Genomic DNA, 26,175 nt, shown 5'->3' with positions numbered 1-26,175 from the left:
AGGTGAGTGAACAATGGATCTACCTTAATGGAGAATTTGTAAAAAAAGAAGATGCCAAAGTATCGGTATACGATCATGGCTTTCTATACGGCGATGGGGTGTTCGAAGGGATTCGCATGTATGATGGAAACGTCTTTCGACTGAAAGAACACTTACAGCGTTTATTCGACTCAGCTCATTCAATCATGCTTAATATTAGCTACACGATGGAGGAAATGACTGACATTATTGTCCAGACATTGAAAAAGAATAAACTCCAAGATGCTTATATTCGTATTGTTGTTTCACGCGGCGTGGGCAACCTGGGACTTGACCCATTCACATGTAAGGAGCCACAAGTGATTGTTATTGCGGAATCACTGGCCTTGTTCCCTAAGGATCTTTACGATACTGGGCTTGAGATCGTAACGGTCGCAAGTCGAAGAAACCGTTCAGACGTTCTAAGTCCAAAGGTTAAATCATTAAATTATTTGAATAATATTCTAGTGAAAATCGAAGCGAACCTTGCTGGGGTCAGTGAAGCTCTCATGCTTAATGATCAGGGCTATGTTGCAGAAGGTTCAGCTGACAATATATTTATCGTGAAAGGCAATGTTATTAAGACGCCACCTGGTTATGTTGGTGCTCTAGAAGGAATCACGCGGAATGCCATCATGGAAATTGCCAGAGAAAAAGGATATGAAATGCGAGAAGAAACATTCACAAGGCATGATGTTTATGTTGCAGACGAGGTGTTCTTGACTGGAACTGCAGCGGAAGTCATTGCTGTGGTTAAGGTTGACGGAAGGGTAATCGGTGACGGCCGTCCTGGTAAGACCACTAACAATCTTCTTAAAGCATTTAGAAATATCGTTACCGTGGATGGCGAGAAGGTATACCCTACACAGCGTGATGTTCAAGCAGGATAATAGCGAATACAAAAATAAATATGCAAAATCAATGACGAGGTAAAAGGTGCAGGACCGAGTAATTACCAGAGAACCGGTAAAGGTGGAAGCCGGTATTACTCCCTGCTCCGACATCCCCTCTGAGTGCTGATCTGAATAAAGCAACGTAGGATCAGTCAGGTGTTTTACAACACTTGTTACTAAAAAAACAGCATCAGCTGTTACTGAGGTGACATCGAATAGATGTCACAAATGTAGGGTGGTACCGTGAAGTCTTTTCGCCCCTACGGACCGTGTGAAGCGGCGTGGGGATGAGAAGGCTTTTTTTTAATACGTTAACGAGCCTGTTAATACAGGATAAAAAGCTTGTTGCAAAGCACGATAAGCAAAAGTCATTACAAAGCATTGGAGGGATTATCAGTATGCGGGCGAAGGCAAGAAATGAAGCCGAAGCTGTTACGATGGAGATGACCGGAGCGGATATTCTGATCGATTCATTGAAAAAGGAAAATGTTGAAGTACTGTTTGGCTATCCAGGAGGTGCTGTTTTACCGATTTACGACGCCCTCTACCGTTCACCGATCAAGCACATCCTTTCAAAACATGAACAAGGGTCGATCCATGCTGCTGAAGGATACGCGAGAGTAAGCGGTAAGCCAGGTGTCGTGATTGCAACATCAGGTCCTGGTGCTACTAATCTCGTGACAGGTATTACAGATGCCATGATGGACTCGTTACCGATCGTTATTTTTACAGGTCAAGTAGCTAGTAACGTCATCGGTACAGATGCCTTTCAGGAAGCAGACGTGATGGGAATCACTTCACCGATTACAAAGCATAATTACCAGGTGCGTGATGTGAAGGACCTTCCTAGAATTATTAAAGAAGCGTTTCATATCGCTTCTACCGGTCGACCAGGTCCAGTGCTTGTAGACATTCCAAAAGACGTATCGAATAAGAAAGTAGCGCCGGTTGAGGATTTCAAGGTGAATCTACCAGGTTATCAACCAACCTTTTCTCCAAACGTCTTACAAATTAAGAAATTAGCAGATGCGATTGGTACTGCACAAAAACCTGTTATTTTAGCTGGGGCTGGCGTTCTTCACGCCACTGCCGGTAAAGATCTACTCGCATTTTCAGAAAAGCACCAAATACCGGTAGTCAATACCCTCCTCGGCTTAGGAAGCTATCCAGGTAACCACCCACTGTTTCTCGGAATGGGAGGTATGCATGGTACGTACACGGCCAACATGGCGTTGTATGAATGTGATTTGCTTATCAGTATTGGAGCTAGGTTCGATGATCGGTTAACAGGTAACCTTGATCACTTTGCTAGAAACGCAGTAGTAGCACATATCGATGTAGATCCAGCAGAAATAGGTAAGAACATTCCTACCCAAATACCAATTGTTTCTGATGCGCGAGAAGCGTTAAAGAGTTTACTAGATGTTGAAACAAGAACACCTGAAACGGATGAGTGGCGAAAGCAACTTACAGAAAAAAGTGAACAGTATCCGCTTTGGTACAAAACGCATACAGAGGAATTTTTACCACAGCGCGTTATAGAGCTTGTTCATAAGCATACGAAAGGAGACGCCATCATCACGACTGATGTTGGGCAACACCAGATGTGGGCAGCTCAATATTATTCTTTTACAGATCCGAACAAATGGGTTACTTCAGGTGGTCTTGGAACAATGGGATTCGGCTTCCCAGCTGCTATTGGGGCACAGCTAGCGTTTCCTGAACAAACAGTTGTGTCACTAACCGGCGATGGCGGTTTTCAAATGACGCTGCAAGAGCTTTCAGTTCTTCAAGAACTAAATCTTCCAGTAAAAGTGGTCATCGTAAACAATCAATCACTTGGAATGGTGCGACAGTGGCAGGAAGCCTTCTATGAACAGCGATACTCTCAATCTCTTATTCCAATCCAGCCTGATTTCGTGAAACTTGGTGAAGCATATGGAATTAAGGCCTATCAAGTGCACACAGAGGAAGAAGCAGAGGCTGTATTCAGTGAAGCATTTTCACATAGAGATCCTGTATTGATTGATTGCAGAGTAAGTGCTTCTGAGAATGTATATCCGATGATAGCACCTGGTAAAGGTCTTCATGAAATGATCGGGGTGAAACCATGAAACGAATCGTGACGGCTACGGTTATTAATCAAAGTGGTGTGTTGAATCGAATCACCGGATTGATGACCAAAAGACAGTTCAATATCGAGAGCATCACAGTTGGTCATACCGAAACTGAAGGTATATCAAAGATGACCTTTGTGGTTAACGTTGAAGGTGACGGAAAGATCGAGCAGTTGATCAAACAGTTAAACAAACAAGTTGATGTGTTGAAAGTATCTGATATTACTGACCAGGCAATCGTTGTAAGAGAGCTTGCACTTATCAAAGTCATTAGTAACGCTCAGATCAGAAGTGAACTATCCGGGATTATTGAACCTTTCCGAGCTTCCATCATCGATGTTAGCCGCGAAAACTTAACGGTTCAAGTAACAGGAGATTCAGATAAAATCGAAGCCATCATCGATCTGCTACGCCCATACGGGATTAAAGAGATGGTTCGAACTGGCATCACAGCATTCCCAAGAGGAAGCCAGAAATCTGTAACAGACTTAAAACAATATTCAATTCTTAATTAACAAACCACATTCAGAAGGGATGGAGAATCATGGCAAAAGTTTACTATAACGGAGATATTAACGAAGGTGTACTGAAAGATAAGAAGATCGCGGTAGTTGGATATGGCTCTCAAGGGCATGCACATGCACAAAACTTAAGAGAAAGCGGTTTTGACGTGACGATTGGTTTACGTAAAGGTCGTTCCTGGGATCAGGCATCTGAGGATGGTTTCGATGTAAAGTCCGTTAAAGAGGCAAGCGAAAAAGCTGATGTCGTAATGGTACTTCTCCCTGATGAACATCAGCCGGAAGTGTATAAAGAAGAGATCGAACCAGGTCTGAAAGCAGGTAATGCACTTGTATTTGCTCACGGATTCAACGTTCATTTCAATCAAGTTGTCCCACCATCAAATGTAGATGTATTTCTAGTAGCTCCAAAAGGTCCAGGACATCTTGTTAGAAGAACATTTGCCGAAGGAGCTGGCGTTCCTGCATTAATCGGTGTTTATCAAGACGTAACCGGTGAAGCGAAAGAACTTGCATTAGCCTATGCGAAAGGCATCGGTGGGGGACGAGCGGGAATTCTAGAAACATCGTTCAAAGAAGAAACAGAAACAGATCTTTTCGGAGAGCAAGCAGTCCTTTGCGGTGGTCTAACGTCCCTCGTTAAAGCTGGGTTCGAAACATTAACGGAAGCAGGTTATCAGCCAGAAGTTGCCTACTTTGAATGTTTGCACGAGTTGAAGCTAATCGTTGATTTGATGTATGAAGATGGTATTGCTGGTATGCGTTACTCGATCTCAGATACAGCTCAATGGGGTGATTTCGTTTCAGGTCCACGCGTTGTCGATGCTGATACGAAGAAGCGCATGAAGGACATTCTTGATGAAATCCAAACAGGCAAGTTCGCGAAAGGCTGGATTTTAGAAAACAAACTGAATCGACCTGAGTACCACGCGATCAATGAGAAAGAAAAGCAGCATCCTATTGAACAGGTTGGGAAAGAACTACGAGCAATGATGCCTTTCGTTAAACCAAAATCCAAGAAGGAAGTGGTTTCAAGTGCAAAAGATTAATGTATTCGATACGACGCTTAGAGACGGTGAACAGTCAGCAGGTGTCAATCTGAATGCATTAGAAAAGCTCGAAATCGCTAAACAACTTGAAAGGTTAGGAGTCGACATTATGGAAGCGGGTTTTCCTGCCGCTTCCAAAGGCGACTTCGAGGGTGTGAAGAACATTGCTGATACAGTACGAAATGTCTCTGTAACAGGTCTTGCGAGAGCGAATAAAAAAGACATTGATATCGCATGGGAAGCCTTAAAAGGCGGAGCCGACCCAAGATTGCATGTCTTTCTTGCAACGTCTCCGATCCACATGACGCACAAGCTTAAGAAGACGCCAGAACAAGTGGTAGAAACTGCTGTAGAAGCTGTAAGATATGCCAAAACGATGTTCCCTAAAGTTCAGTGGTCAGCTGAAGATGCTTGTCGTTCAGATCGAGCGTTTCTAGCAAAAATCATTACAGAAGTAATCGATGCGGGTGCATCTGTTATTAATATTCCGGATACAGTCGGCTATCGCAGTCCACAGGAATACGGAGAACTATTTACGTATTTGAAGAAGAACGTTCCTAACATAGATCAAGTTGCCCTTTCTGCACATTGCCATGATGATCTTGGCATGGCTGTAGCCAATTCACTAGCTGCAATCGAATGCGGTGCTACTCAGATTGAAGGAACGATCAATGGAATCGGTGAACGTGCTGGGAACGCGGCGATCGAGGAAGTCGCTGTTGCCCTTCGAATAAGAAATGATTTCTACAACGCTGAGACTAACTTGAAATTAGATGAAATCAAACGAACGAGTACGCTAGTAAGTAAGCTGACTGGTATGGCGGTGCCAGGAAATAAAGCGGTTGTTGGAGCAAATGCGTTTGCTCATGAATCAGGAATCCACCAGGATGGCGTTCTTAAAGAGAAATCCACCTATGAAATTATTAGTCCTCAATTAATAGGTGTCCAATCGAATAGTCTTGTTCTTGGTAAGCACTCAGGAAAGCATGCTTTCAAAGATAAAGTGAAAGAACTCGGTTTTGTTCTTGATGAGTCCAAGATCCTTGAAGCTTTCGCTGATTTTAAAGACCTTGCTGACAAGAAGAAACATATCACTGAAGAAGATTTAATCACGCTTCTAACTGATATTCAGACTGATGAGACAGTTGAGAAATATGAGATTCATAGTATACAGGTGCAGTATGGAACGGCTAATATTCCGACAGCAACCATATCTATGAAGTCTCCAGATCAATCGATGTTACAGCAAGCTGGTACAGGTTCAGGTAGTGTTGAAGCGATCTATAATACTCTTGAACAAATGATCCCAGGGACGCTGCAACTACAAGACTATCGTTTAAGTTCAGTTGGTGGAGGACGTGATGCCCTCGCAGAAGTTCATGTTCGCGTCTTGTACAACGGAATCGAATCAAGTGGGCGAGGTACTGCTCAGGATGTTCTAGAAGCTTCAGCAAATGCTTACTTGAACGGAGTAAACCGGACGCTAGCTCGTGAAAATTATTTAGTCAAAAAGCAAGCTCACGTATAAAAGGAGGTTAAAAAGGATGAAGAAAACAGTTGCGGTATTACCAGGAGATGGAATTGGCACAGAGGTAATGGAGGGAACGATTAAAGTTCTAAATGCCGTAGCAGATCGATTCGGCCACACATTCGAATTTCAAAAAGGCGTCATTGGTGGTGCAGCTATTGATGAAACAGGTGAGCCGTTGCCTAAAGAAACACTTGATGTGTGTAAAGAATCTGACGCGGTTCTATTAGGCGCGGTAGGCGGACCGAAATGGGATGATCTGCCCCGAAACCTTCGTCCTGAAAAAGGCCTTCTAAAAATTCGAAAAGAGCTTGAATTGTTTGCAAATCTACGTCCAGTTAAAGCGTATGACAGCCTCTTAGATGCATCGCCCTTAAAAGAAGAGCGCATCAAAGGTGTCGATATGCTGATTGTACGAGAGCTAACTGGTGGTCTGTATTTTGGTACACCGAGTGAACGAAGAGAGGATGGGGATCGCGTTGTCGACACCCTTTCCTATACAAGAGAAGAAATCGAACGCATTGTTGACCAGGGATTTCAAGCAGCCAGGAAACGAAATAGAAAGTTAACGAGTGTCGATAAAGCGAATGTTCTAGAATCGAGTAGAATGTGGCGCGAAATCGTAAATGAAAAGGCAGCGAATTATCCAGATGTCGACGTGGAGCACATGCTTGTAGATGCTGCGGCGATGAAAATCGTCCAAAATCCTGCGAACTTTGACGTAATCGTAACAGAGAATCTTTTCGGAGACATCTTGAGTGACGAGGCATCTATGATTACAGGGTCATTGGGTATGCTTCCATCAGCAAGTCTTAGAAAAGATGGATTTGGAATGTATGAACCTGTTCACGGTTCAGCGCCTGATATCGCTGGGAAAAACCTTGCGAATCCACTAGCAATGATCCTATCCTCATCAATGATGTTGAATCATTCCTTCAATATGAAGGAAGAATCTGAAGCAATTGACAAGGCTGTTAAGGAAGTACTTGAAGCCGGATATTTCACAAGTGATCTTGTGAAAAAAGGGAAGCGTGGCCTTAGTACAGACAAGATGATCAATCAAGTGATCCTTCAATTGGCAGAAGACAATGCTACGGCTGGAATCATGGAAGCTTATGCGTGATCGAGAGGAGGATGGGTGTGGAGCCAAAAACAATTATTGAAAAAATCTGGAATAAACATATCGTTCATAGAGAAAAAGGTAGTCCAGATTTACTTTATATCGATTTGCATCTTGTTCATGAAGTGACATCTCCGCAGGCTTTTGAAGGCCTGCGGATGAACCAACGGAAGGTTAGACGACCTGAATTGACGTTTGCAACGATGGATCATAATGTTCCTACAATAGCACGGCACATTATTAATGATCCTGTATCAAAAGTGCAGATGGAGAAGCTTGAAGAAAACTGTAAAGAATTCGGTGTGGAAATTGCGGATATCAACCATCCAGATCAAGGGATTGTCCATGTAATTGGTCCTGAACTAGGGTTAACTCAACCAGGTAAAACAATTGTGTGTGGAGATAGTCATACTTCGACTCATGGTGCTTTTGGAGCACTTGCTTTTGGTATCGGAACGAGTGAAGTCGAACACGTTCTTTCAACACAAACGCTTTGGCAGTCCCCTCCGAAAACAATCGAAGTTCGAGTGAACGGTCAGCCAGGTGCAGGTGTGACAGCGAAGGATATTATTCTTGCGATCATCGCAAAATTCGGCGTGAATGCTGGGACAGGTGCCGTATTAGAATACACTGGTGAAGCGATTCGAAACATGTCTATGGAAGAACGGATGACGATTTGTAATATGTCGATCGAAGCAGGTGCTAAAGCAGGGTTGATCAGTCCTGATGAGGTGACCTTCGACTATCTAAAGGGCAAAAGACACGTTCCAAAAGGCGAAGCTTTTGAAGAGGCCGTAATGGAATGGAAAAGCCTAGCGACAGATGAAGGAGCAGAGTACGATAGCGTATTAGAAATACACGCTGATGAAATCGAACCGCAGGTGACATGGGGAACGAACCCTTCGATGGGAACCTCCGTTTACGGAAGAGTACCTTTTCCAGAGGATTATGAAGATCCAGGTGATCAGAAGGCGATTTCTCAAGCATTGACTTACATGGGCTTAACAGCAGGGATGGCGATTCAGGACATCGACATTCAACATGTTTTCATTGGTTCTTGTACAAATTCACGAATTAGTGATTTAAGGTCAGCAGCAAACATTGTTCGAGGAAGAAAGGTACACAGTAATGTTCGGGCTCTTGTGGTGCCAGGCTCTAAATCAGTTAAAGATCTAGCCGAAGCCGAGGGACTTCACCAGGTATTTATGGAAGCTGGTTTTGAATGGAGAGAGGCAGGATGTAGTATGTGTCTTGCGATGAATGACGACATTGTTCCACCAGGTGAGCGATGTGCTTCAACTTCGAATCGTAATTTCGAGGGTCGACAAGGGAATGGCTCTAGAACACATCTTGTTAGTCCTGCTATGGCAGCAGCCGCAGCTTTGGAAGGCAAATTTACCGATGCTAGAAAAATGAAGCCGACTGTCGTTTAAAGGAGTGAACGTATGGAACCAATCAACGAATATACTGGTATCGTTTATCCACTAGAAAAGGTGAACGTGGACACTGACCAAATCATTCCAAAGCAATTTTTGAAACGGATCGAGCGGCAAGGATTTGGACAGTTTTTGTTCTATAACTGGCGTTTTGACGATGATGGAGTCGCACGATCTGATTTCTCATTAAATGAAGAGCAGTACCGATCTTCATCCATCCTTGTAGCAGGAAAAAACTTCGGATGCGGCTCTTCAAGAGAACATGCTCCGTGGGCACTGCTTGACTATGGGTTTAGAGTGATCATTGCACCAAGCTTCGCCGATATCTTTTATAATAATTGCGTCAAAAATGGCATTCTCCCAATCGCGCTTCCTCAAGAAACCATCTCAGAATTGTTCTCGAAAGCGTTCGATGGTTATTCTTTAACAGTCCACCTTGAAGACCAACAAATCAAGGACCACGAGGGATTACATGTATCGTTTGATATCGATCCTTATTGGAAGGAAATGCTGTTAAACGGTTGGGACGAAGTATCACGTACCCTTTCGCTGGAGGAAAAAATCCAGCATTATGAAAATCTGCATTCAGGAGTGTGAGGAACTTGGGAATTATCAGGGGAAATACAACGTTCATGTCGTAAAAGCAATGGAGAACTTACTTGGAGCCGTCCACAGAACCCCGTTACAACGGTCACATACACTTGATCAATTAACAGGTAAAGATGTCTACTTAAAGATGGAGAACTTACAGCGGACAGGTTCTTTCAAGTTACGCGGTGCTTTTAATAAAGTTTCGAAGTTAACAGACATAGAAGCTGCGAGGGGTATTGTAGCTGCATCGGCAGGGAACCATGCGCAAGGAGTAGCCCTCGCATCAAAAGGAATCAAATCAAAAATATTCATGCCAGCCCATACCCCGATAAGTAAGATTGAAGCTACACAATCATATGGTGCTGAAATTGTTCTTGAAGGCGATTCCTATAATGAAGCTTTCAAAGCTGCACAAGAAGATCAACTGAAACGAGGAGCAACATTTGTACACGCCTTTGATGATGAAGATGTTATGGCTGGTCAGGGAACGATTGCACTAGAAATGATGCAACAGTGCCCGGATTTAGACACTATTCTAGTTCCAGTTGGAGGTGGTGGTCTACTAGCTGGCATGGCGGTCGCTATCAGAGAGTTCTTCCCACATGTGAAGCTTATCGGTGTTCAAGCTGCTGAAGCCTCAGCTACATGGAATCGTTTTCATAAAATAGGACCAGATCAATTATCTTCTGCAAAGTCAATTGCAGATGGTATCTCTGTGAAAGAGCCAGGTCAAATGACATATCCAATCATTGAAGACCTTGTTGATGATATGGTTACCGTGAGTGAAGAAAGGATAGCGTCAGCCATCATCTTTATGCTTCAGCGGCAGAAAACGCTTGTCGAGGGTGCCGGAGCAGCATCAGTTGCGGCACTTTTAAGCGGCAGTATAAAAGGCGAGAGAATTGGTGCGGTTATTAGCGGTGGAAATGCAGATGTAGAGAAGATCTCAACGTATAAAAAGCTTTCAGAAGAAGCAAACAAGAGAGGCAAAAAGTTAAAGGTTATTTAAAAATTCAAACTTTTTACTCATCGATTGACACACTAAAAGTCCCATGCTAGAATTCGATTTAGTACTTAACCAGAGTAACGTGTTAATAACTAAATATCTCTTATTCAGAGAGGTGGAGGGACTGGCCCTGTGAAGCCCGGCAACCAACAAACAATATGTTTGAGAAGGTGCCAATTCCTGCAAAGCAATTGCTTTGAGAAATGAGAGAAAGACATCGATTTTTCAGTGCCTTTCTGCTCATAGCGGAGAGGCACTTTTTAGTTTAAGAAATAAAAAAATAGTGGTCATGGGACGTCGTACCTAAAAAGGATGTGTGCAGATGATTGAGTTAAAAGGAATAAAGAAAACTTTTTTTGCAGCTTCAGGACCAGTTGAAGCCGTGAAGAATACTGATCTTACAATTGAAAAAGGCGAAATTTTCGGAGTAATCGGATATAGTGGCGCTGGTAAAAGTACGCTGATCAGGATGCTGAATTTACTAGAAAGACCTACTGAAGGTAGCGTAACCGTAGATGACAAAGCGTTATCTAAGCTGAAGAAAAAGGACCTTCGGTTGGCAAGACAAGAAATAGGAATGATATTTCAACATTTTAATATTCTTTGGTCCCGTACTGTAAAGGAAAATATCGCTTTTCCACTTGAAATATCAGGTATGCCGAAAGAGAAACGAAAAGCTCGCGTAGAAGAACTAGTCAATCTTGTTGGATTAACTGGGAGAGAAGATGCCTATCCTTCTCAGTTAAGTGGTGGCCAAAAGCAACGCGTTGGAATTGCAAGGGCACTTGCTAACAATCCTAAAGTGTTACTTTGTGATGAAGCAACTTCTGCTTTGGATCCGAAGACAACAGATAGCATTTTAGACTTGCTAAAGAAGATTAATAAAGAGCTGGGATTAACGATTGTGCTGATCACACATGAGATGCACGTAATAAGAAAGATATGTCACCGTGTTGCCGTTATGGAAGGCGGAAGCGTTGTGGAAGAAGGTCCAGTTCTTGATATCTTTCATCATCCAGAGCAGCCGATCACTAGAGACTTCGTTAATCAATTGAGTGAGCCTGAAGAAATGAAAGAATCGATATCACATCTAAGTGAAGGAGCGGATGGTACGCTCGTACAATTTACATTTGTGAAAGGTGCTACTGGATCACCACTCGTAACTCAGTTGATCAGAGAGTATCAGGTTGAAGTAAACATTATTCAAGGTAAGGTCACTCACACTCAGGATGGACCGTATGGCAAGTTATCTGTCTTACTAAAAGGTGATGAATCTGCGATCGATAACGCTTTGAATTATGCGCGGGGGCAAGTGAAAGTTGAGGTGATTCCAAATGCTTAGTTCATTATTTCCAAATGTGCGTTGGGAGGATATGTGGGAAGCTTCATTACAAACGATGTATATGACCGCAATATCCGTATTTGCAACGTTCATCTTAGGCATTGCGCTTGGACTCCTCCTTTTCTTAACTTCAAAAGGAAACAGCTGGGAAAATAAGTTTGTTAATGGAATCGTTGCAGGGGTAGTCAATCTGTTTCGTTCGATTCCCTTCATCATATTAATTATTTTACTTATTCCACTATCTGTTTACATTGTTGGAACCATGCTTGGTGCAAATGCAGCATTGCCAGCACTTATTGCGGGGGCTGCGCCATTTTATGCACGAATGGTCGAAATTGCTCTAAGAGAAGTGGACAGAGGCGTCATCGAAGCATCTCAAGCAATGGGAGCGACGAATGGCCAAATTATCTTTAAAGTTCTACTTCCTGAAGCTATGCCAGCATTAATATCAGGTATTACCGTAACTGCAATCGCACTAGTGAGTTATACAGCGATGGCAGGTGTGGTTGGGGCTGGAGGTCTAGGTGACCTTGCTTATCTAGATGGTTTCCAACGAAATAACCCAGATGTAACACTCGTAGCAACAGTATTGATACTCGTCATTGTTGCGGTTCTCCAGGTTATTGGAGATGTAACGACGCGAGCTATGGATAAAAGATAGAAAAAAGGAGAGAGAAACCATGAAAAAACTATTAGTCATACTGTCAGTTCTTGCTCTTGCAGCACTAGCAGCTTGTGGAGGCAATAACGGTGGAAACAGTGAAACTTCTGGCTCAGAAAATGAAGAAACGAAGCTAGTTGTAGGAGCATCAAACGTACCACATGCTGAAATCTTAGAAAAAGCGCAACCGCTTCTTGAAGAAAAAGGGATAACTCTTGAAATTGAACGATTCCAAGATTATATTCTACCCAACAAGACACTAGCTAATGGCGAATTAGATGCAAACTACTTCCAAACCGTTCCATACATGGATCTTCAGATGGAAGAAAACGAAAATTATGATTTTGTTAATGCTGGCGGCATTCACATCGAACCGATCGGCGTGTATTCTCAAGAGTACGAAAACCTTGATGCATTACCAAAAGGTGCAGAAATCATCATGAGTAATTCTGTATCTGACCACGGTCGTATGCTTTCATTATTAGAAGCAAAAGGCTTGATCACGATCGAAGAAGGTATTGATCCTACAGATGCACAAGTTGAGGATATTGCAGAAAACCCTAAAGAACTTGAGTTCACTACAAATGTTGAAGCTTCTCTTCTTCCACAGATTTATAAGCAAGGTGAAGGCGACGCAGTAATGATCAACACGAACTATGCGATCGATGCCGGTTTGAATCCACAAGAAGATGCGATTGCACTTGAAGGATCAGATTCTCCTTATGTGAATGTGATTACTGTGAACAAAGGCGATGAAGATAACGAAGCGGTACAAACGCTTGTTGAAGTTCTTCGATCTGAAGACATTCAGACATTCATTAAAGAAGAGTATGATGGAGCGGTCGTTCCGGTAAATGAATAAATACCATAAAAGGTTCTCCAAAATGGAGAACCTTTTTAATGCTTATTTGTTCAGAGACACTTGCTGCATTGCCTGTTTAAGAGTGTTTGCTGAATGATGAAGTTTTTCCTTCTCCATTTGATTAAGGTCAAGCTCTATAATCTCCCTTATTCCTGTTTTATTAACAATCGCTGGCACCCCGATATAAATATCATTAAGTCCATATTCACCTTCTAAATAAGTGGATACTGTTAGGATAGAGTTTTCATTTCTAAGAATTGCTTTTGTTAAACGAACTAGCCCCATAGCTATTCCATAATACGTAGCCCCTTTACGATTAATAATGTGATATGCCGCATCCCGTACATCCTCAAAAAGAGAATCAAGTTCAGCTTTTGCGCTCTCGTTATTTTCAATCAATGATAAGACAGGCCTGCTTCCTATCGTTGCGTGGCTCCATATTGGTAACTCGGTATCACCATGCTCGCCAAGAATATAGGCATGTACATTCCGTGAATCTACATTAAAATAGTCACCTAATAAAAATCGAAATCTTGCAGTATCAAGGATTGTACCAGAACCGATTACTCTTTCTTTAGGTAATCCTGAAAATTTCCACGTTGCATAAGTTAAGATATCAACTGGATTTGTAGCGACGATAAAGATGCCATTAAAGTTGGTTTCCATCACGTCTGAAACGATTTTCTTAAAAATACTCGTGTTTTTATCGATAAGATCTAGCCTGGTTTCTCCTGGACCTTGGTTAGCTCCCGCTGCAATAACGACAATGTCAGCTTCCCTACAATCTTCATAATTACCTGCCCATATTTTCATTGGAGTGCCAAAAGGGAGGCCATGATTCAGGTCTCTTGCTTCACCCTCGGTTTTTTCTTTATTAACATCGATCAATACGAGCTCGTTAACCACTTCTTGATTTAATAATGAAAAAGCATAGCTCGTTCCTACAAAACCTGTCCCGATCAATGAAACGCGTGTCGTTTTACCTTCGTACATAAAAGCAACTCCTTCTACGTTATTAAATCTAGATTATCGTACTACTTTACCCAATAATGTGACATTCCTCACAAAAAAATCGTTTTATGAAGCATTCTATATAATTTCATGGATAGCATTGTTACTGTCATCTCATACTAACGGTGAATAATAAGAAGGAGGAATGTGTCTTGACGCAGGAACAACAAACGAATAATTTCGCTCAACAAGCACTTCAGGATTACAAAGAGGGTCTTGGAGTATTTACTGAGAAAATGCCACAAATAGCAAAAAAGTATAATGCTTTTACTGAAGCTTGTTTTAGAGAAGGTGCAATCAGTAAAAAAGAAAAGCAAATGATAGCACTTGGAATCTCTATCTTTTCTCAAGACGAATATTGCATTATTTACCACACAAAAGGGTGCCTTGATCAAGGATGTACGGAAGAGGAAATACTTGAAACCGTAGGCGTAACAGCTGCATTCGGGGGCGGAGCTTCCATGAGTCAGGCGGTTACCCTTGTGCAAGATTGTATAACTGATTTAAATCAAATGAAGCATTAAAAAACGAGTTTCTTCCATTATATATGTGCATGGTTCAAATAGAGTTAGCTGAAAAAGGCTGTTAATTGAAGGAATGGTACGAATTATAGTTTTCAATATATTCAGAACATAGAAGAGCGTGATATATCCTTTCTAATTCCTTTATATGCTGTTTGTAGGCTAGCGTATTAAAGTGGTAAATTAAGTAAGTGAATAAATAAAGATTACTGAAAGGATTGATTCATTATTAGCCCGTTGCGGTTAAACCACACATCAGAAATGGAAAAGGCAATGTACCAGTCTCACGGGGTAGGCTACGCAGAATATAGCAGAAACTTCAATAAACGAATGCAGGTAGAGCGTGATCGTGATCTGGACTATCGCCAGAGTCTTATGATGGTAAGGGAATTCGACCGTAAGTTGCAAAAGTGAATCAGACTAGAACGCCACTAGAAACCAGTCGTTGACTGGTTTTTTTATTTGGATAATGAGAATAACATCCGTTGTCTACCGTATGAGGAAATGATACGCTTATTCTTGGGTGCAAACTCTTGTCTGAATAGTGCACAGATTTGTGGTGTACGCTAGGAAAGGACACTTTTCTCGTTCCTTGATAATAGTTTGGATTTGTTATAAAATTAGAATGAAAATAGATTGAGAATGACTCAGCACACATTCCTTGACTTAAACCTTATAGCTACTACAATAAGGAAGGAAGAAGGAATAGTATAAACGTTATTGGAGGTATTCACAAATGGCAGCATCAACTCTTAAGATTGAAAATCTTCATGTTTCCATTGAAGGAAAAGAGATTATCAAGGGGCTAGACCTTGAAATAAATGGTGGCGAAATTCATGCAGTAATGGGTCCGAACGGTACAGGTAAATCTACCTTAGCATCCGCTATCATGGGACATCCGAAATATCAAATCACTGAAGGTAAAGTCTTTCTTGATGATGAAGATGTACTTGAAATGGAAGTTGATGAGCGTGCGAAAGCGGGCCTCTTTCTTGCAATGCAATATCCAAGTGAAGTAAGCGGGGTAACAAACGCTGATTTCCTACGTACGTCAATCAATGCTCGTCGTGAAGAAGGCGATGAAATTTCTCTAATGAAATTCATCAAAAAGCTAGACAGCAAAATGGCTGACCTTGATATGGGCGAAGAATTTGCTCAGCGTTACCTTAACGAAGGATTCTCAGGCGGTGAGAAGAAGCGTAACGAAATTCTACAGCTTATGATGCTTGAACCAAAGATTGCCGTTCTTGATGAAATTGACTCTGGTCTAGATATCGACGCTCTTAAGGTTGTTTCTAAAGGTGTAAACGCTATGCGTAACGAAGAGTTTGGTTGCTTGATCATCACTCACTACCAGCGTCTTCTAAACTATATTACTCCAGACAAAGTCCACGTAATGATGCAGGGACGTATCGTGAAGTCCGGCGGTGCTGAACTAGCTCAGCGTCTTGAAGCAGAAGGTTACGATTGGATTAAAGAAGAACTAGGTATCAAAGACGAAACAGTTGGCCAAGAAGCGTAAGCAGTAAGGAGGATGACAATGTCAGTGGATACGAAGATTGCATTCGATCAAGATTATGTTCGGTCTTTTTCAGAGAAGCGACAGGAGCCTGAGTGGCTTACACAGCTTCGACTTATGGCACTAGAGAAATCAACAAACCTTCCTATGCCAAAACCTGATAAGACGAAAATAGATAAATTTAATTTCACTTCTTTTAAACACGATGTACCGACAGAAGGAATTTCTTCTTTGGATGAACTTCCAGAAGATATTAAGGACCTAGTTGCAAAAGATCAGCAATCAGGTAACCTTCTCGTGCACCGTAACTCAACGCCAGTTTTCAGTCAGCTTTCTGATGAACTTAAAGATAAAGGCGTTATCTTTACAGACATTCAAACAGCTGTTCAGAATCATAGTGAACTTGTTGAGAAGTACTTCATGAAAGACGTTGTAAAAGTGGATGAACACCGCTTAACAGCACTTCATACAGCACTTCTTAATGGAGGAACGTTCCTATACGTGCCACGCAACGTGGATGTAGACGTTCCAGTCCAAGCTCTATACTGGCAAGAAGACCCTGAAGCAGGTCTATTCAACCACGTGATTATCGTTGCTGAAGACAACAGTTCTGTAACTTACGTAGAGAACTATCTATCTTATTCTCATGACGTTGAATCAGTAGCTAACATTATTGCTGAAGTTCATGTTGGTCAAAATGCTCGCGTAACGTTCGGATCAGTTGATAACTTCGCAAAAGGCGTAACAACGTACGTTAACCGTCGTGCAAATGTTGCTCGTGACGGAAACATTGATTGGGCACTTGCTCAGATGAATGACGGTAATACAGTTTCAACGAACTCGACTAACCTTGTTGGTGACGGTTCTACTGCTGACTCTAAGACGGTTACGATCGGTCGTGGTAATCAGAAGCAGAACTTCACAAATGAGATTTTCCATCACGGTAAAAACTCAGAAGGTGTTCTTCTTGTTCACGGTGTTCAAAAAGATAGTGCGAGCGCAATTTTCAATGGAGTTACGAAGATTGAGCACGGCGCTACGAAATCAAATGGTGACCAGACTCAACGCGTTCTTATGATGAATGAAAAGGCTAGAGGGGATGCAAACCCAATCCTTCTCATCGATGAAGATGACGTTATGGCTGGACACGCGGCATCTGTTGGTAAAGTAGATCCACTTCAACTCTTCTATCTACAAAGTCGCGGAATCAGCCGTAAAGAAGCAGAACGTTTAATTATCCACGGATTCCTTGCTCCGGTTATTAACGAACTTCCAATCGAAGGTGTTAAAAACCGTGCGATCGAGGTAACCGAAAGGAAAGTAAATTAATGTTCAATGTCCAGGATATACGCAAGCAGTTTCCCATTTTACATCAAGAGGTGAATGGGAAACCTCTTGTTTATCTTGATAGTGCTGCAACGTCTCAAAAGCCTAAGCAAGTCATCGATGCAGTTGAGCGTTACTATAAAGAAATCAATTCTAACGTCCATCGTGGAGTTCATACGTTAGGTACGCATGCTACTGATGCATATGAAGGCGCACGTGAGAAGGTTCGTGAGTTTATCCATGCTTCTTCTACTGAAGAGGTTATCTTCACTCGTGGAACGACAACTGCGCTTAACATGGTTGCATCAAGCTATGGCCGTGCAAACCTTCAAGAAGGTGACGAAGTCGTCATCACTCCGATGGAACACCATAGTAATATCATTCCGTGGCAACAAGTTGTTAAAGCTACTGGTGCTACACTCAAATATATTCCTCTCCAAAAAGATGGAACGATTTCACTTGAAGATGTAGAAAATACAGTAACAGAAAACACGAAAATTGTTTCAGTTATGCATGTGTCAAACGTCTTGGGTACGATCAACCCAATCAAGGAAATCGCTGCGATCGCTCACCGTAATGGTGCTGTGATGGTAGTGGATGGTGCACAGAGTACACCGCATATGAAAATCGATGTCGACGACCTTGATTGCGACTTTTTCGCATTCTCTGCACATAAAATGTGTGGTCCGACAGGTATTGGTGTTCTATACGGTAAAAAGCATCACCTTGAAAACATGGAGCCGTTTGAATTCGGTGGAGAAATGATTGACTTCGTTGGTCTTTACGACTCAACGTGGAAAGATCTACCTTGGAAGTTTGAGGGAGGCACTCCTATCATTGCAGGAGCAGTCGGCCTTGGTGCTGCAATCGACTTCTTGAATGAAGTCGGAATGGATAACATTAAAGCTCATGAACAGCACCTTGCTAACTATGCAGTGAAACAAATGTCTGAAATTGAAGGTGTCGAGATTTATGGTCCTGAAGAACGTGCTGGCGTAGTAACGTTCAACAGTGCCGATGTTCACCCTCATGATCTGGCAACAGTGCTGGATACTGAAGGAATTGCTGTTCGAGCAGGACACCATTGTGCTCAGCCACTCATGAAGTGGTTAGAGGTATCAGCTACAGCTCGTGCTAGCTTCTATTTATATAACACTGAAGAAGACGTGGACACTTTTGTAGCAGGTTTACAAAAAGCAAAGGAGTTTTTTGGTCATGTCTTTTAACAATCTTGACCAGTTATATCGACAGGTCATTATGGATCATTATAAAAACCCTAGAAATAAAGGGGAGCTTGAAGAAGGCGACCTAAAAATAAATATGAACAATCCAACATGTGGAGACGCGATTCAGCTTCAGTTGAAAGTGGATGAAGGTAAGATATCAGAGGCAAAATTCATTGGAGAAGGCTGCTCAATTTCATTAGCATCTGCTTCCATGATGACGGAATCTGTTAAAGGCCTTGAAGTTGATGAAGCTCTCCGTATGTCTAAGATCTTCTCTGATATGATGCAAGGAAAAGACTACGACGATGAAGAATTCGATCTAGGTGACATTGAAGCTCTTCAAGGTGTATCAAAATTCCCAGCTCGTATCAAATGTGCAACACTTTCTTGGAAAGCAATGGAGAAAGGGTTTAAGGAACAGAACAACGAGGCTTAACCCCTTTCCAGGTGTTGTAATAGATGCTTATTCATACTAGAATGATGGAAAGAGAACGTAAGCCAAACACTGACATGTAATATGTCTAGGAGGGAAATACTATGGCTAAAAAAATGCCTGAAGTTGGCGATTACCAATATGGTTTTAGTGATAAAGACGTTTCAATTTTCCGCTCACAGCGTGGCTTGACTCCTGATATCGTTAAAGAAATTTCTCGAATTAAGGATGAACCACAGTGGATGCTTGATTTCCGTTTGAAATCTCTTGAAACGTTTTATAGCATGCCTATGCCTCAGTGGGGTGGCGACCTTGCTGATTTAGACTTTGATGAGATTACGTACTACGTAAAGCCTTCTGAGAAGTCTGAAAGATCATGGGATGAAGTACCAGAAGAAATTAAGACAACGTTTGATAAGCTTGGAATTCCTGAAGCTGAGCAAAAGTACCTCGCAGGTGTATCTGCTCAGTACGAATCCGAAGTCGTTTATCACAACATGCAAGAAGACCTTGAGAACATGGGGATTGTCTTTAAGGACACAGATACAGCTCTTAAAGAAAACGAAGAATTGTTCAGAGAACATTTCGCTAAAACAATTCCTCCAACTGATAATAAGTTCTCTGCTCTTAACTCTGCAGTATGGTCTGGTGGATCATTCATTTATGTTCCAAAAGGCGTAAAAGTTGATACTCCACTACAAGCATACTTCCGTATTAACTCAGAAAATATGGGGCAGTTCGAGCGTACGCTTATTATCGCGGACGAAGGTTCTTCTGTACACTATGTTGAAGGTTGTACAGCTCCTGTTTATACAACGAATTCACTACACAGTGCTGTTGTTGAAATCGTTGTTAAGAAGGATGCTTACTGCCGTTATACTACGATCCAGAACTGGGCTAACAACGTCTACAATCTCGTTACAAAGCGTGCAGTTGCAGAAGAAAACGCAACGATGGAATGGATCGATGGTAACCTAGGTTCAAAACTTACGATGAAGTATCCAGCCGTTCTTCTAAAAGGCGAAGGCGCACGTGGAATGACACTTTCCATCGCCCTAGCTGGTAAAGGACAGCATCAGGATGCAGGTGCTAAGATGATTCACCTTGCTCCGAATACTTCTTCTACAATCGTTTCTAAGTCCATCTCAAAACAAGGTGGTAAAGTAACGTACCGTGGTATCGTACACTTTGGCCGTAAAGCTGAAGGTGCTCGCTCTAACGTTGAGTGTGACACGCTTATCATGGATAACGAGTCTACTTCTGATACAATTCCTTACAACGAAATCCTTAACGATAACATTTCACTTGAACACGAAGCGAAAGTATCGAAGGTTTCTGAGGAACAGCTTTTCTATCTAATGAGCCGTGGGGTTTCAGAAGAAGAAGCAACAGAAATGATCGTAATGGGCTTTATCGAGCCATTCACAAAAGAACTTCCAATGGAATATGCGGTAGAAATGAACCGTCTTATCAAATTCGAAATGGAAGGTTCAATCGGTTAAATACAAGTAGACCCTGGATACATTCCAGGGTCTTTTTTTATTGGTTTCTATAGACATAAGAAAAATGACATAGAGCATTTAATGTGTTAGCAATAGGAATTAGGTTGACACTCTTAAACGTTTCAACTAGAATAAACTATGACATTGATAATCATTTTCATTTAGATAAGTTTGGTTCAGTATAACTTGAGAATTTCTAAGGAGTGGTAGCATGTCTAGACTATATGCTGAGGATTTAAAGGTTGCTTATGGTGAGAGGGAGATCGTGAAGAATTTAAAAATCGATATTCCGGATAGAGAGATCACTACGATCATTGGTCCGAATGGCTGTGGGAAATCAACAGTTCTAAAAGCGTTATCACGCATTCTCAATCCGAAGTCTGGAACAGTTTATTTAGATGGTAAAAGCATCAGTAAAGAGTCGACAAAGAAAATTGCTCAAAAGATGGCAATTTTACCGCAAGCTCCAGATTCACCTGATGGACTTACTGTTGGAGAACTTGTTTCATATGGTAGATATCCATATCAAAAAGGGTTCGGTAAACTAACGAAAAAGGATTACAACGTGATTGACTGGGCGCTTAGCGTGACAGGTATTCTTGACTATAAAGAACGCCCTGTAGATGCTCTTTCTGGTGGTCAAAGGCAGCGTGTATGGATTGCGATGGCGTTGGCGCAAGAAACAGACATCATCTTGCTAGATGAACCTACAACCTATTTAGACTTGTCTCATCAATTAGAAGTACTCGAGTTATTGCATCAATTGAACCGTGATGAGAAACGTACAATTGTTATGGTCATTCACGATTTAAACCATGCCGCAAGATTTGCTCATCATATGGTTGCTATGAAAGAAGGCTCGATTGTAAAAGAAGGAAAAGCAGAAGAAGTGATGACGCATAAAGTTCTTTTTGATGTGTTCAATATCGATGCTGAGATCGGGGTCGATCCAAGAACGAGAAAGCCTGTATGTCTTACTTACGATCTTGTGAAGAGTGAGCAGTACGAGAAGAATTTGGCGTAATCGCCTTTCTTTTTTTCTACTATATGAGAATGATTCTTATTATCATACAATTCAGGAGGAAGAACAACATGACAAAAGGATTGAAACAGTTTCTACTAAGCTTGACGGCACTTGTATTTGTATTCGCACTAGCAGCTTGTTCAGATCAACCATCAGGAGAATCGAGTACAGAAGAAAAAGAGTCAAAACAAGAGACAAGAATATATGAAGGCGAAAATGGAGAAGTTGAAGTGCCGGCTGAACCAAAACGCGTTGCAATGCTTGCAGCTACATACGCAGGGAACCTGTTAGAATTAGGCATTACGCCAATCGCAGTAAATGAATATCCAAAATCCAACAAATTTTATGGTGACAAACTAGAAGATGTAGAAGTTGTTACTGCTGATTCTTACGAAAAATTATTAGAACTAAATCCTGATCTCATCATTACGTATTCAGATGATAAGAATCTAAAGAAATATGAAGAAATCGCGCCAACTGTAACGATGTCGTATGATAAGTATGATTATATGGAACAACACGTGGAAATTGGTAAGATTGTTGGGAAGGAAGAAGACGCGAAAGCATGGGTAGAAGATTGGAAGAAAAAAGCTGCACAAGCTCGTAAAAAAGTATATGAAGCAATTGGTGAAGACAAAACATTCATGGTCATGGAAGCATACGGAAAAGACATGTATGTTTACGGAGAAAACTGGGGCCGCGGCACAGAAGTTATCTATCAAGCTCTAGAATTAAAAGCACCTAAGAAGCTAAAAGAAGATGTCTTTGGACCAGGTTGGAAAGCTATCTCTACGGAAGTGATCCCTACTTATGCAGGAGACTACATTTTCGTTGGAACTGGAGCTGCTAATCCGGATAACTCATTTATGGAGTCTGACGTTTGGAAAGAGCTTCCTGCAGTGAAGAATGGAAATGCGATCAAGTTTGATTCAGAATCCTTCTATTTTAATGATCCGATCTCTCTAGAGAAAGAATTGGAGTTTATCGTCGAAGAATTAACGAAAAAAGAATGAATAGACGTTTCATAAAGGGATAGTTTATATGTTCAAAACGAAAACGAAGGTTATAAATGATGTAAAAGTGTATTCGAGGCCTCAGGTTGGAATGACCATCTTATTGTTAGGGTGTTTGCTACTCGTATTGAGTATAGGGCTTGCAGTCTCAGTTGGAGCTGCAAAGATTGATTTCCGTTCAGTTTGGGAAGCTATATTTAATTATGACGCTAGCAGAGAAACCGACCGAATTATTATGAGCCTCCGCTTACCAAGAGAACTTGGAGCTGCTGTGGTCGGGGGTGCGTTCGCTGTCAGTGGTGCGATTATGCAAGGCATGACTCGAAACCCCCTTGCAGATCCAGGCTTGCTCGGTTTGAATGCTGGGGCTAGTTTGGCCCTCGCTTTAGTATTTGCCTTTAACTTAGGCTCATCCTATTTCACAGTTATGCTTCTTTCTTTTGTAGGAGCTGGAGTGGGTGCGGGATTAGTATTCGGTTTAGGTTCAATGACAAGGGGAGGGCTATCTCCTATACGTATTACGTTAGCAGGTGCAGCTGTGTCTGCACTGCTTTCTTCATTAGGAGAAGGCGTTGCAATTTATTACAAACTCTCTCAAGACCTTGCATTTTGGACAGCGGGCGGTGTTTCAGGAACGAACTGGACACAGTTGAAGATTATTGTTCCCGTTGCTGTGATTGGAATGATGGTTTCAATTATGCTTTCGCGACAGCTTACAATTCTTAGTTTTGGTGAAGACCTAGCCAAAAGTCTTGGACAACGCACGCTAGTGACGAAGGCGGTTTTGATGACCGTGGTATTGATTCTTGCAGGAGCTGCTGTGTCACTTGCGGGCGCAATTGCTTTTGTTGGGTTACTCGTTCCGCATATCGTCCGTTTTCTTGTTGGAACAGACTATCGCTGGATTATTCCGTGTTCAGCTATTTTTGGTAGTGTACTGTTAGTTTTAGCAGATACGTTTGCGAGAACAGTAAATGCGCCATATGAAACACCTGTAGGAGCAGTGGTAGCAATGGTTGGAGTTCCTTTCTTTCTTTACCTCGCTAGAAAAGGGGGAAGGAAACGATCATGATGAACGCACAACAGGTCAAACGCTTTAGAATCACTTTGATTACTGCCGTAGTGTTATTAGTCCTAGCTATCATTATTAGTATTGGAACAGGATATGCGCCGTTAACGCCTAGTGAACTCTTTCGTACAATCATCGGACAAGGAACACAGCGAGAGAATTTGATTTTGTTTCAATTCAGGATGCCAAGAATTTTCGTAGCGGTACTTGCAGGAATGGGACTTGCAGTATCTGGTGCCATCTTGCAGAGTATTACGAAGAACCCACTCTCTGATCCTGGTATTCTAGGGATAAATGCAGGAGCAGGTTTGATGATCGTCGTCTATATTATGTTCTTCTCCGTTGAGTCTACTAGCTTCCTATATATTCTGCCACTCTTTGCATTGGCTGGTGGAATGGCAACAGCTGCTATTATTTATGTGATGTCATACATAAAAGGTGAAGGTGTTGAACCAACAAGGCTTGTATTGATCGGAGTTGGTTTAGCAGCTGCGTTATACGGGGCAACATTAGTGCTAACTACTCGATTAGACATGGAGGATCATGCTTTCATGGCTAATTGGATGGCAGGGCGTATATGGGGAGACGACTGGGTATTTGTTCTTTCATTAGCACCTTGGATTTTGATTTTATTCCCGATTGTGCTTATGAAGTCTAACGTCTTAAATACATTGACGCTTCATGAAAATGTTTCGATCGGTGTAGGTGTGAATATTGGTAAAGAACGAATCGTTCTCATTATTATTGCCGTTGCGCTAGCGTCTGCATCTGTAGCAGTAAGTGGAGGAATCGCATTCGTAGGATTGATGGCACCGCACATATCCAGGTCACTTGTTGGACCTCGTCATCAAGCGTTTCTACCGATCACTGCATTATTAGGTGGTATTTTGCTTCTTACTGCGGATACGATTGGGAGGGTGATCCTAGACCCTAGCGGAATTCCTGCTGGAATCATCGTTACAATAATCGGAGCACCATACTTTATGTATTTATTAGCCAAAAAGTAAAGGAGCCATTTCTGGCTCCTTTTTTATATCATCTGTTTGATTAGCTCTCGGTTTCTTTCTTTGAAAACTTCATTATGAGAAGAAACCATTCCAGCAGCTTGGGCTTCAGGCTGGATAAATTGTTTCGCTTTATTTACAGCGTTTGCAGCATCTTGAAAAGCACCTGCAATTAAGTTTAGTTTGCCATCGTGTTTTAATATATCACCTGCTGCATATAACCCAGGGATAGATGACTCGCTAGTTGAATTTCCTTCGATAAAGAATTGGTCAACGAGTACAATATCTAAGTCACTATTCCCAATTAACGAAGAATCGCGCTCATATCCATGATTAATAATAACTTCATCGATCGGAAGATAAGAAATTTCACCTGTTACATGGTTGGTCAACTCGATCTGTTCAATCGTTTCATGGTTACAACAAGCGATCAGTTTAGAAATTGAAGTGTTGAAGATGCAGTTTGCACAGCTATCTTTAAGCTTTGAGACCTGAGCTTCGTGCCCGCTAAGTGTATCTTTTCTATACGTAAGATATACTTTTTTTGCGACAGGAAGTAGTTCGTTTGCCCAATCGATCGCAGCGTTACCACCGCCTGAGATGACAACCGTTTTATCCTTGAAATGCTGAAGAGACTTAATTGTGTAATTCAAGTTCGATACTTCAAACCGTTCAGCACCTTGAATCTCTAGTTTTTGTGGCTTTAGAATGCCGCTCCCAACTGCGATGATTACGGTCTTAGAGTAATGTTTCTCTCCTTCAGAACTTTTCAAGATGAATAGTCCATCTTCATCTCTAGTAATGGATTCAACTTTTGTATTTAAGACTACTTCTGGGTCGAATGTTAATCCTTGCTCAACGAGAGATTCGATGAGTTGAGCACCAGGAAGGGGCTTGTGCCCACCTACATCCCAAATCATTTTCTCTGGGTAAACGTGAATTTTGCCTCCTAAATGAGGCTGGAATTCGATAATCTTGACCTTTAATTCTCTTAACCCACTATAAAACGCAGAGTAAAGTCCTGCAGGACCTCCTCCAATTACCGTTACATCAAAAACTTCTATATTTGGCATTTACAGTCCTCCCCAGAAAGTAAACAGTACTGATTATCATTATCAATTACAATATATAATAGATCCTGGGGATTTACAATAGATAGTAGTTGTGCAGTTCTTGGGGTTACTTCACCTTTTCGTTTGAAGGTGAACAGCGTGTTCAATCGAAAAGGTTCCAGCGCTTGTCGGGTCTAAGCGCGCCCTTCCGCATTTCGGTGTCTAGCTGCGGTGGGCAGATCCTCGATCGCTTCACTCTTTCACATGAACACAAAAAGCGTGTTCAGTCGAAAGGCCTCCAGCGCTTGTCGGGTCTAAGCGCCCCCTTTCG

25 protein-coding genes and 1 riboswitch are annotated in these 26,175 nt (G+C 41.9%); of the genes, 23 read left to right on the top strand and 2 right to left on the bottom strand.

Going from position 1 to position 26,175, the window contains the following annotated elements; translation table 11 throughout:
• The first annotated feature begins 2 nt into the window (after positions 1-2).
• The 12 genes from ilvE to LCM09_RS05175 all read left to right on the top strand — a co-directional run bounded on the left by ilvE (position 3) and on the right by LCM09_RS05175 (position 13,144).
• On the top strand, positions 3-908 hold the full coding sequence (gene ilvE / locus LCM09_RS05230; RefSeq protein ID WP_224879277.1) for a branched-chain-amino-acid transaminase: 906 nt from the start codon (positions 3-5) through the stop codon (positions 906-908).
• A gap of 401 nt (positions 909-1,309) precedes the next feature.
• The gene (ilvB, locus tag LCM09_RS05225; protein ID WP_224880097.1) at positions 1,310-3,025 is read left to right on the top strand and encodes an acetolactate synthase large subunit; all 1,716 of its coding nucleotides are present in this window, start codon (positions 1,310-1,312) and stop codon (positions 3,023-3,025) included.
• Positions 3,022-3,543, top strand: a complete 522-nt coding sequence (gene ilvN, locus LCM09_RS05220; RefSeq protein ID WP_224879276.1) for an acetolactate synthase small subunit — start codon at positions 3,022-3,024, stop codon at positions 3,541-3,543. Before ilvB ends, ilvN begins: the two co-directional genes overlap by 4 nt.
• A gap of 29 nt (positions 3,544-3,572) precedes the next feature.
• Entirely contained in the window at positions 3,573-4,598 is a 1,026-nt protein-coding gene (ilvC, locus tag LCM09_RS05215; RefSeq protein WP_224879274.1) for a ketol-acid reductoisomerase, read from the top strand.
• Positions 4,585-6,126, top strand: a complete 1,542-nt coding sequence (locus tag LCM09_RS05210) for a 2-isopropylmalate synthase (protein ID WP_224879272.1) — start codon at positions 4,585-4,587, stop codon at positions 6,124-6,126. The genes ilvC and LCM09_RS05210 overlap by 14 nt, the downstream gene beginning before the upstream one ends.
• A gap of 16 nt (positions 6,127-6,142) precedes the next feature.
• Positions 6,143-7,249 (top strand): 3-isopropylmalate dehydrogenase, encoded by a 1,107-nt coding sequence (gene leuB / locus LCM09_RS05205; protein WP_224879270.1) that lies wholly within the window; start codon positions 6,143-6,145, stop codon positions 7,247-7,249.
• 17 nt (positions 7,250-7,266) lie between these two features.
• Positions 7,267-8,679, top strand: a complete 1,413-nt coding sequence (gene leuC, locus LCM09_RS05200) for a 3-isopropylmalate dehydratase large subunit (RefSeq protein WP_224879268.1) — start codon at positions 7,267-7,269, stop codon at positions 8,677-8,679.
• A gap of 12 nt (positions 8,680-8,691) precedes the next feature.
• Positions 8,692-9,279: a 3-isopropylmalate dehydratase small subunit gene (gene leuD / locus LCM09_RS05195; protein ID WP_224879266.1), complete on the top strand. Its 588-nt coding sequence runs from the start codon at positions 8,692-8,694 to the stop codon at positions 9,277-9,279.
• Positions 9,254-10,282 carry a threonine ammonia-lyase gene (gene ilvA, locus LCM09_RS05190; RefSeq protein WP_224879264.1) on the top strand — a complete coding sequence of 343 codons (1,029 nt, stop codon included), beginning with the start codon at positions 9,254-9,256 and terminating at the stop codon, positions 10,280-10,282. The genes leuD and ilvA overlap by 26 nt, the downstream gene beginning before the upstream one ends.
• 97 nt (positions 10,283-10,379) lie before the next feature.
• A riboswitch (SAM riboswitch) is annotated at positions 10,380-10,489 on the top strand.
• Positions 10,490-10,601: 112 nt separating this feature from the next.
• On the top strand, positions 10,602-11,621 hold the full coding sequence (locus LCM09_RS05185) for a methionine ABC transporter ATP-binding protein (protein ID WP_224879262.1): 1,020 nt from the start codon (positions 10,602-10,604) through the stop codon (positions 11,619-11,621).
• The gene (locus LCM09_RS05180; protein WP_224879261.1) at positions 11,614-12,282 is read left to right on the top strand and encodes a methionine ABC transporter permease; all 669 of its coding nucleotides are present in this window, start codon (positions 11,614-11,616) and stop codon (positions 12,280-12,282) included. Before LCM09_RS05185 ends, LCM09_RS05180 begins: the two co-directional genes overlap by 8 nt.
• Before the next feature lie 19 nt (positions 12,283-12,301).
• A complete protein-coding gene (locus tag LCM09_RS05175) occupies positions 12,302-13,144 on the top strand; it encodes a MetQ/NlpA family ABC transporter substrate-binding protein (protein WP_224879259.1) in 843 nt (280 codons plus the stop codon).
• Positions 13,145-13,186: 42 nt separating this feature from the next.
• On the opposite strand, the gene LCM09_RS05170 is transcribed toward LCM09_RS05175, so the two are convergent.
• Positions 13,187-14,137, bottom strand: coding sequence for an L-lactate dehydrogenase (locus LCM09_RS05170; protein WP_224879257.1), 951 nt, complete (start codon positions 14,135-14,137; stop codon positions 13,187-13,189).
• A gap of 170 nt (positions 14,138-14,307) precedes the next feature.
• On the opposite strand from LCM09_RS05170, the gene LCM09_RS05165 reads away from it, so the two are divergent.
• From LCM09_RS05165 to LCM09_RS05115, 11 genes are all read left to right on the top strand, one after another.
• Positions 14,308-14,679 carry a carboxymuconolactone decarboxylase family protein gene (locus LCM09_RS05165; protein WP_224879255.1) on the top strand — a complete coding sequence of 124 codons (372 nt, stop codon included), beginning with the start codon at positions 14,308-14,310 and terminating at the stop codon, positions 14,677-14,679.
• Positions 14,680-14,937: 258 nt separating this feature from the next.
• Complete coding sequence (locus LCM09_RS05160) at positions 14,938-15,090, top strand: YuzK family famiily protein (RefSeq protein WP_224879253.1); 153 nt, start codon at positions 14,938-14,940, stop codon at positions 15,088-15,090.
• A gap of 322 nt (positions 15,091-15,412) precedes the next feature.
• Entirely contained in the window at positions 15,413-16,198 is a 786-nt protein-coding gene (sufC, locus tag LCM09_RS05155) for a Fe-S cluster assembly ATPase SufC (RefSeq protein ID WP_224879251.1), read from the top strand.
• An 18-nt stretch (positions 16,199-16,216) separates the two neighbouring features.
• A complete protein-coding gene (sufD, locus tag LCM09_RS05150; protein WP_224879249.1) occupies positions 16,217-17,524 on the top strand; it encodes a Fe-S cluster assembly protein SufD in 1,308 nt (435 codons plus the stop codon).
• Positions 17,524-18,747: a cysteine desulfurase gene (locus LCM09_RS05145; protein ID WP_224879247.1), complete on the top strand. Its 1,224-nt coding sequence runs from the start codon at positions 17,524-17,526 to the stop codon at positions 18,745-18,747. Before sufD ends, LCM09_RS05145 begins: the two co-directional genes overlap by 1 nt.
• Positions 18,737-19,183 carry a Fe-S cluster assembly sulfur transfer protein SufU gene (gene sufU, locus LCM09_RS05140; RefSeq protein WP_224879245.1) on the top strand — a complete coding sequence of 149 codons (447 nt, stop codon included), beginning with the start codon at positions 18,737-18,739 and terminating at the stop codon, positions 19,181-19,183. The genes LCM09_RS05145 and sufU overlap by 11 nt, the downstream gene beginning before the upstream one ends.
• Before the next feature lie 101 nt (positions 19,184-19,284).
• Positions 19,285-20,682, top strand: coding sequence for a Fe-S cluster assembly protein SufB (gene sufB, locus LCM09_RS05135; RefSeq protein ID WP_224879243.1), 1,398 nt, complete (start codon positions 19,285-19,287; stop codon positions 20,680-20,682).
• A 211-nt stretch (positions 20,683-20,893) separates the two neighbouring features.
• Positions 20,894-21,706 (top strand): ABC transporter ATP-binding protein, encoded by an 813-nt coding sequence (locus tag LCM09_RS05130; RefSeq protein ID WP_224879241.1) that lies wholly within the window; start codon positions 20,894-20,896, stop codon positions 21,704-21,706.
• Between the two features lie 68 nt (positions 21,707-21,774).
• Complete coding sequence (locus LCM09_RS05125; protein ID WP_224879239.1) at positions 21,775-22,719, top strand: iron-hydroxamate ABC transporter substrate-binding protein; 945 nt, start codon at positions 21,775-21,777, stop codon at positions 22,717-22,719.
• Between the two features lie 28 nt (positions 22,720-22,747).
• On the top strand, positions 22,748-23,791 hold the full coding sequence (locus LCM09_RS05120; RefSeq protein WP_224879237.1) for a FecCD family ABC transporter permease: 1,044 nt from the start codon (positions 22,748-22,750) through the stop codon (positions 23,789-23,791).
• Positions 23,788-24,795 carry a FecCD family ABC transporter permease gene (locus LCM09_RS05115; protein WP_224879236.1) on the top strand — a complete coding sequence of 336 codons (1,008 nt, stop codon included), beginning with the start codon at positions 23,788-23,790 and terminating at the stop codon, positions 24,793-24,795. The genes LCM09_RS05120 and LCM09_RS05115 overlap by 4 nt, the downstream gene beginning before the upstream one ends.
• A gap of 23 nt (positions 24,796-24,818) precedes the next feature.
• On the opposite strand, the gene LCM09_RS05110 is transcribed toward LCM09_RS05115, so the two are convergent.
• Positions 24,819-25,865, bottom strand: a complete 1,047-nt coding sequence (locus LCM09_RS05110) for an NAD(P)/FAD-dependent oxidoreductase (RefSeq protein ID WP_224879234.1) — start codon at positions 25,863-25,865, stop codon at positions 24,819-24,821.
• Between the last annotated feature and the right edge of the window lie 310 nt (positions 25,866-26,175).

The organism is Guptibacillus algicola, assembly GCF_020171805.1.
In the GTDB taxonomy this organism is placed as follows: domain Bacteria; phylum Bacillota; class Bacilli; order Bacillales; family Guptibacillaceae; genus Guptibacillus; species Guptibacillus algicola.
Note: the sequence above shows the minus strand (reverse complement) of the source record. Positions and strands in the feature narration are given on the sequence as shown.

Bases quoted from the DNA above. Each gene is read 5' to 3' on its own strand.
- LCM09_RS05175 (WP_224879259.1), top strand. From the start codon at position 12,302: ATGAAAAAACTATTAGTCATACTGTCAGTTCTTGCTCTTGCAGCACTA.
- LCM09_RS05170 (WP_224879257.1), bottom strand. From the start codon at position 14,137: ATGTACGAAGGTAAAACGACACGCGTTTCATTGATCGGGACAGGTTTT.
- sufD (WP_224879249.1), top strand. From the start codon at position 16,217: ATGTCAGTGGATACGAAGATTGCATTCGATCAAGATTATGTTCGGTCT.
- LCM09_RS05185 (WP_224879262.1), top strand. From the start codon at position 10,602: ATGATTGAGTTAAAAGGAATAAAGAAAACTTTTTTTGCAGCTTCAGGA.
- LCM09_RS05160 (WP_224879253.1), top strand. From the start codon at position 14,938: ATGGAAAAGGCAATGTACCAGTCTCACGGGGTAGGCTACGCAGAATAT.
- LCM09_RS05120 (WP_224879237.1), top strand. From the start codon at position 22,748: ATGTTCAAAACGAAAACGAAGGTTATAAATGATGTAAAAGTGTATTCG.
- LCM09_RS05180 (WP_224879261.1), top strand. From the start codon at position 11,614: ATGCTTAGTTCATTATTTCCAAATGTGCGTTGGGAGGATATGTGGGAA.
- sufU (WP_224879245.1), top strand. From the start codon at position 18,737: ATGTCTTTTAACAATCTTGACCAGTTATATCGACAGGTCATTATGGAT.
- LCM09_RS05145 (WP_224879247.1), top strand. From the start codon at position 17,524: ATGTTCAATGTCCAGGATATACGCAAGCAGTTTCCCATTTTACATCAA.
- LCM09_RS05110 (WP_224879234.1), bottom strand. From the start codon at position 25,865: ATGCCAAATATAGAAGTTTTTGATGTAACGGTAATTGGAGGAGGTCCT.
- ilvA (WP_224879264.1), top strand. From the start codon at position 9,254: ATGAAAATCTGCATTCAGGAGTGTGAGGAACTTGGGAATTATCAGGGG.
- ilvB (WP_224880097.1), top strand. From the start codon at position 1,310: ATGCGGGCGAAGGCAAGAAATGAAGCCGAAGCTGTTACGATGGAGATG.
- LCM09_RS05130 (WP_224879241.1), top strand. From the start codon at position 20,894: ATGTCTAGACTATATGCTGAGGATTTAAAGGTTGCTTATGGTGAGAGG.
- sufB (WP_224879243.1), top strand. From the start codon at position 19,285: ATGGCTAAAAAAATGCCTGAAGTTGGCGATTACCAATATGGTTTTAGT.
- ilvN (WP_224879276.1), top strand. From the start codon at position 3,022: ATGAAACGAATCGTGACGGCTACGGTTATTAATCAAAGTGGTGTGTTG.
- leuD (WP_224879266.1), top strand. From the start codon at position 8,692: ATGGAACCAATCAACGAATATACTGGTATCGTTTATCCACTAGAAAAG.
- leuB (WP_224879270.1), top strand. From the start codon at position 6,143: ATGAAGAAAACAGTTGCGGTATTACCAGGAGATGGAATTGGCACAGAG.
- ilvC (WP_224879274.1), top strand. From the start codon at position 3,573: ATGGCAAAAGTTTACTATAACGGAGATATTAACGAAGGTGTACTGAAA.
- sufC (WP_224879251.1), top strand. From the start codon at position 15,413: ATGGCAGCATCAACTCTTAAGATTGAAAATCTTCATGTTTCCATTGAA.
- LCM09_RS05125 (WP_224879239.1), top strand. From the start codon at position 21,775: ATGACAAAAGGATTGAAACAGTTTCTACTAAGCTTGACGGCACTTGTA.
- LCM09_RS05115 (WP_224879236.1), top strand. From the start codon at position 23,788: ATGATGAACGCACAACAGGTCAAACGCTTTAGAATCACTTTGATTACT.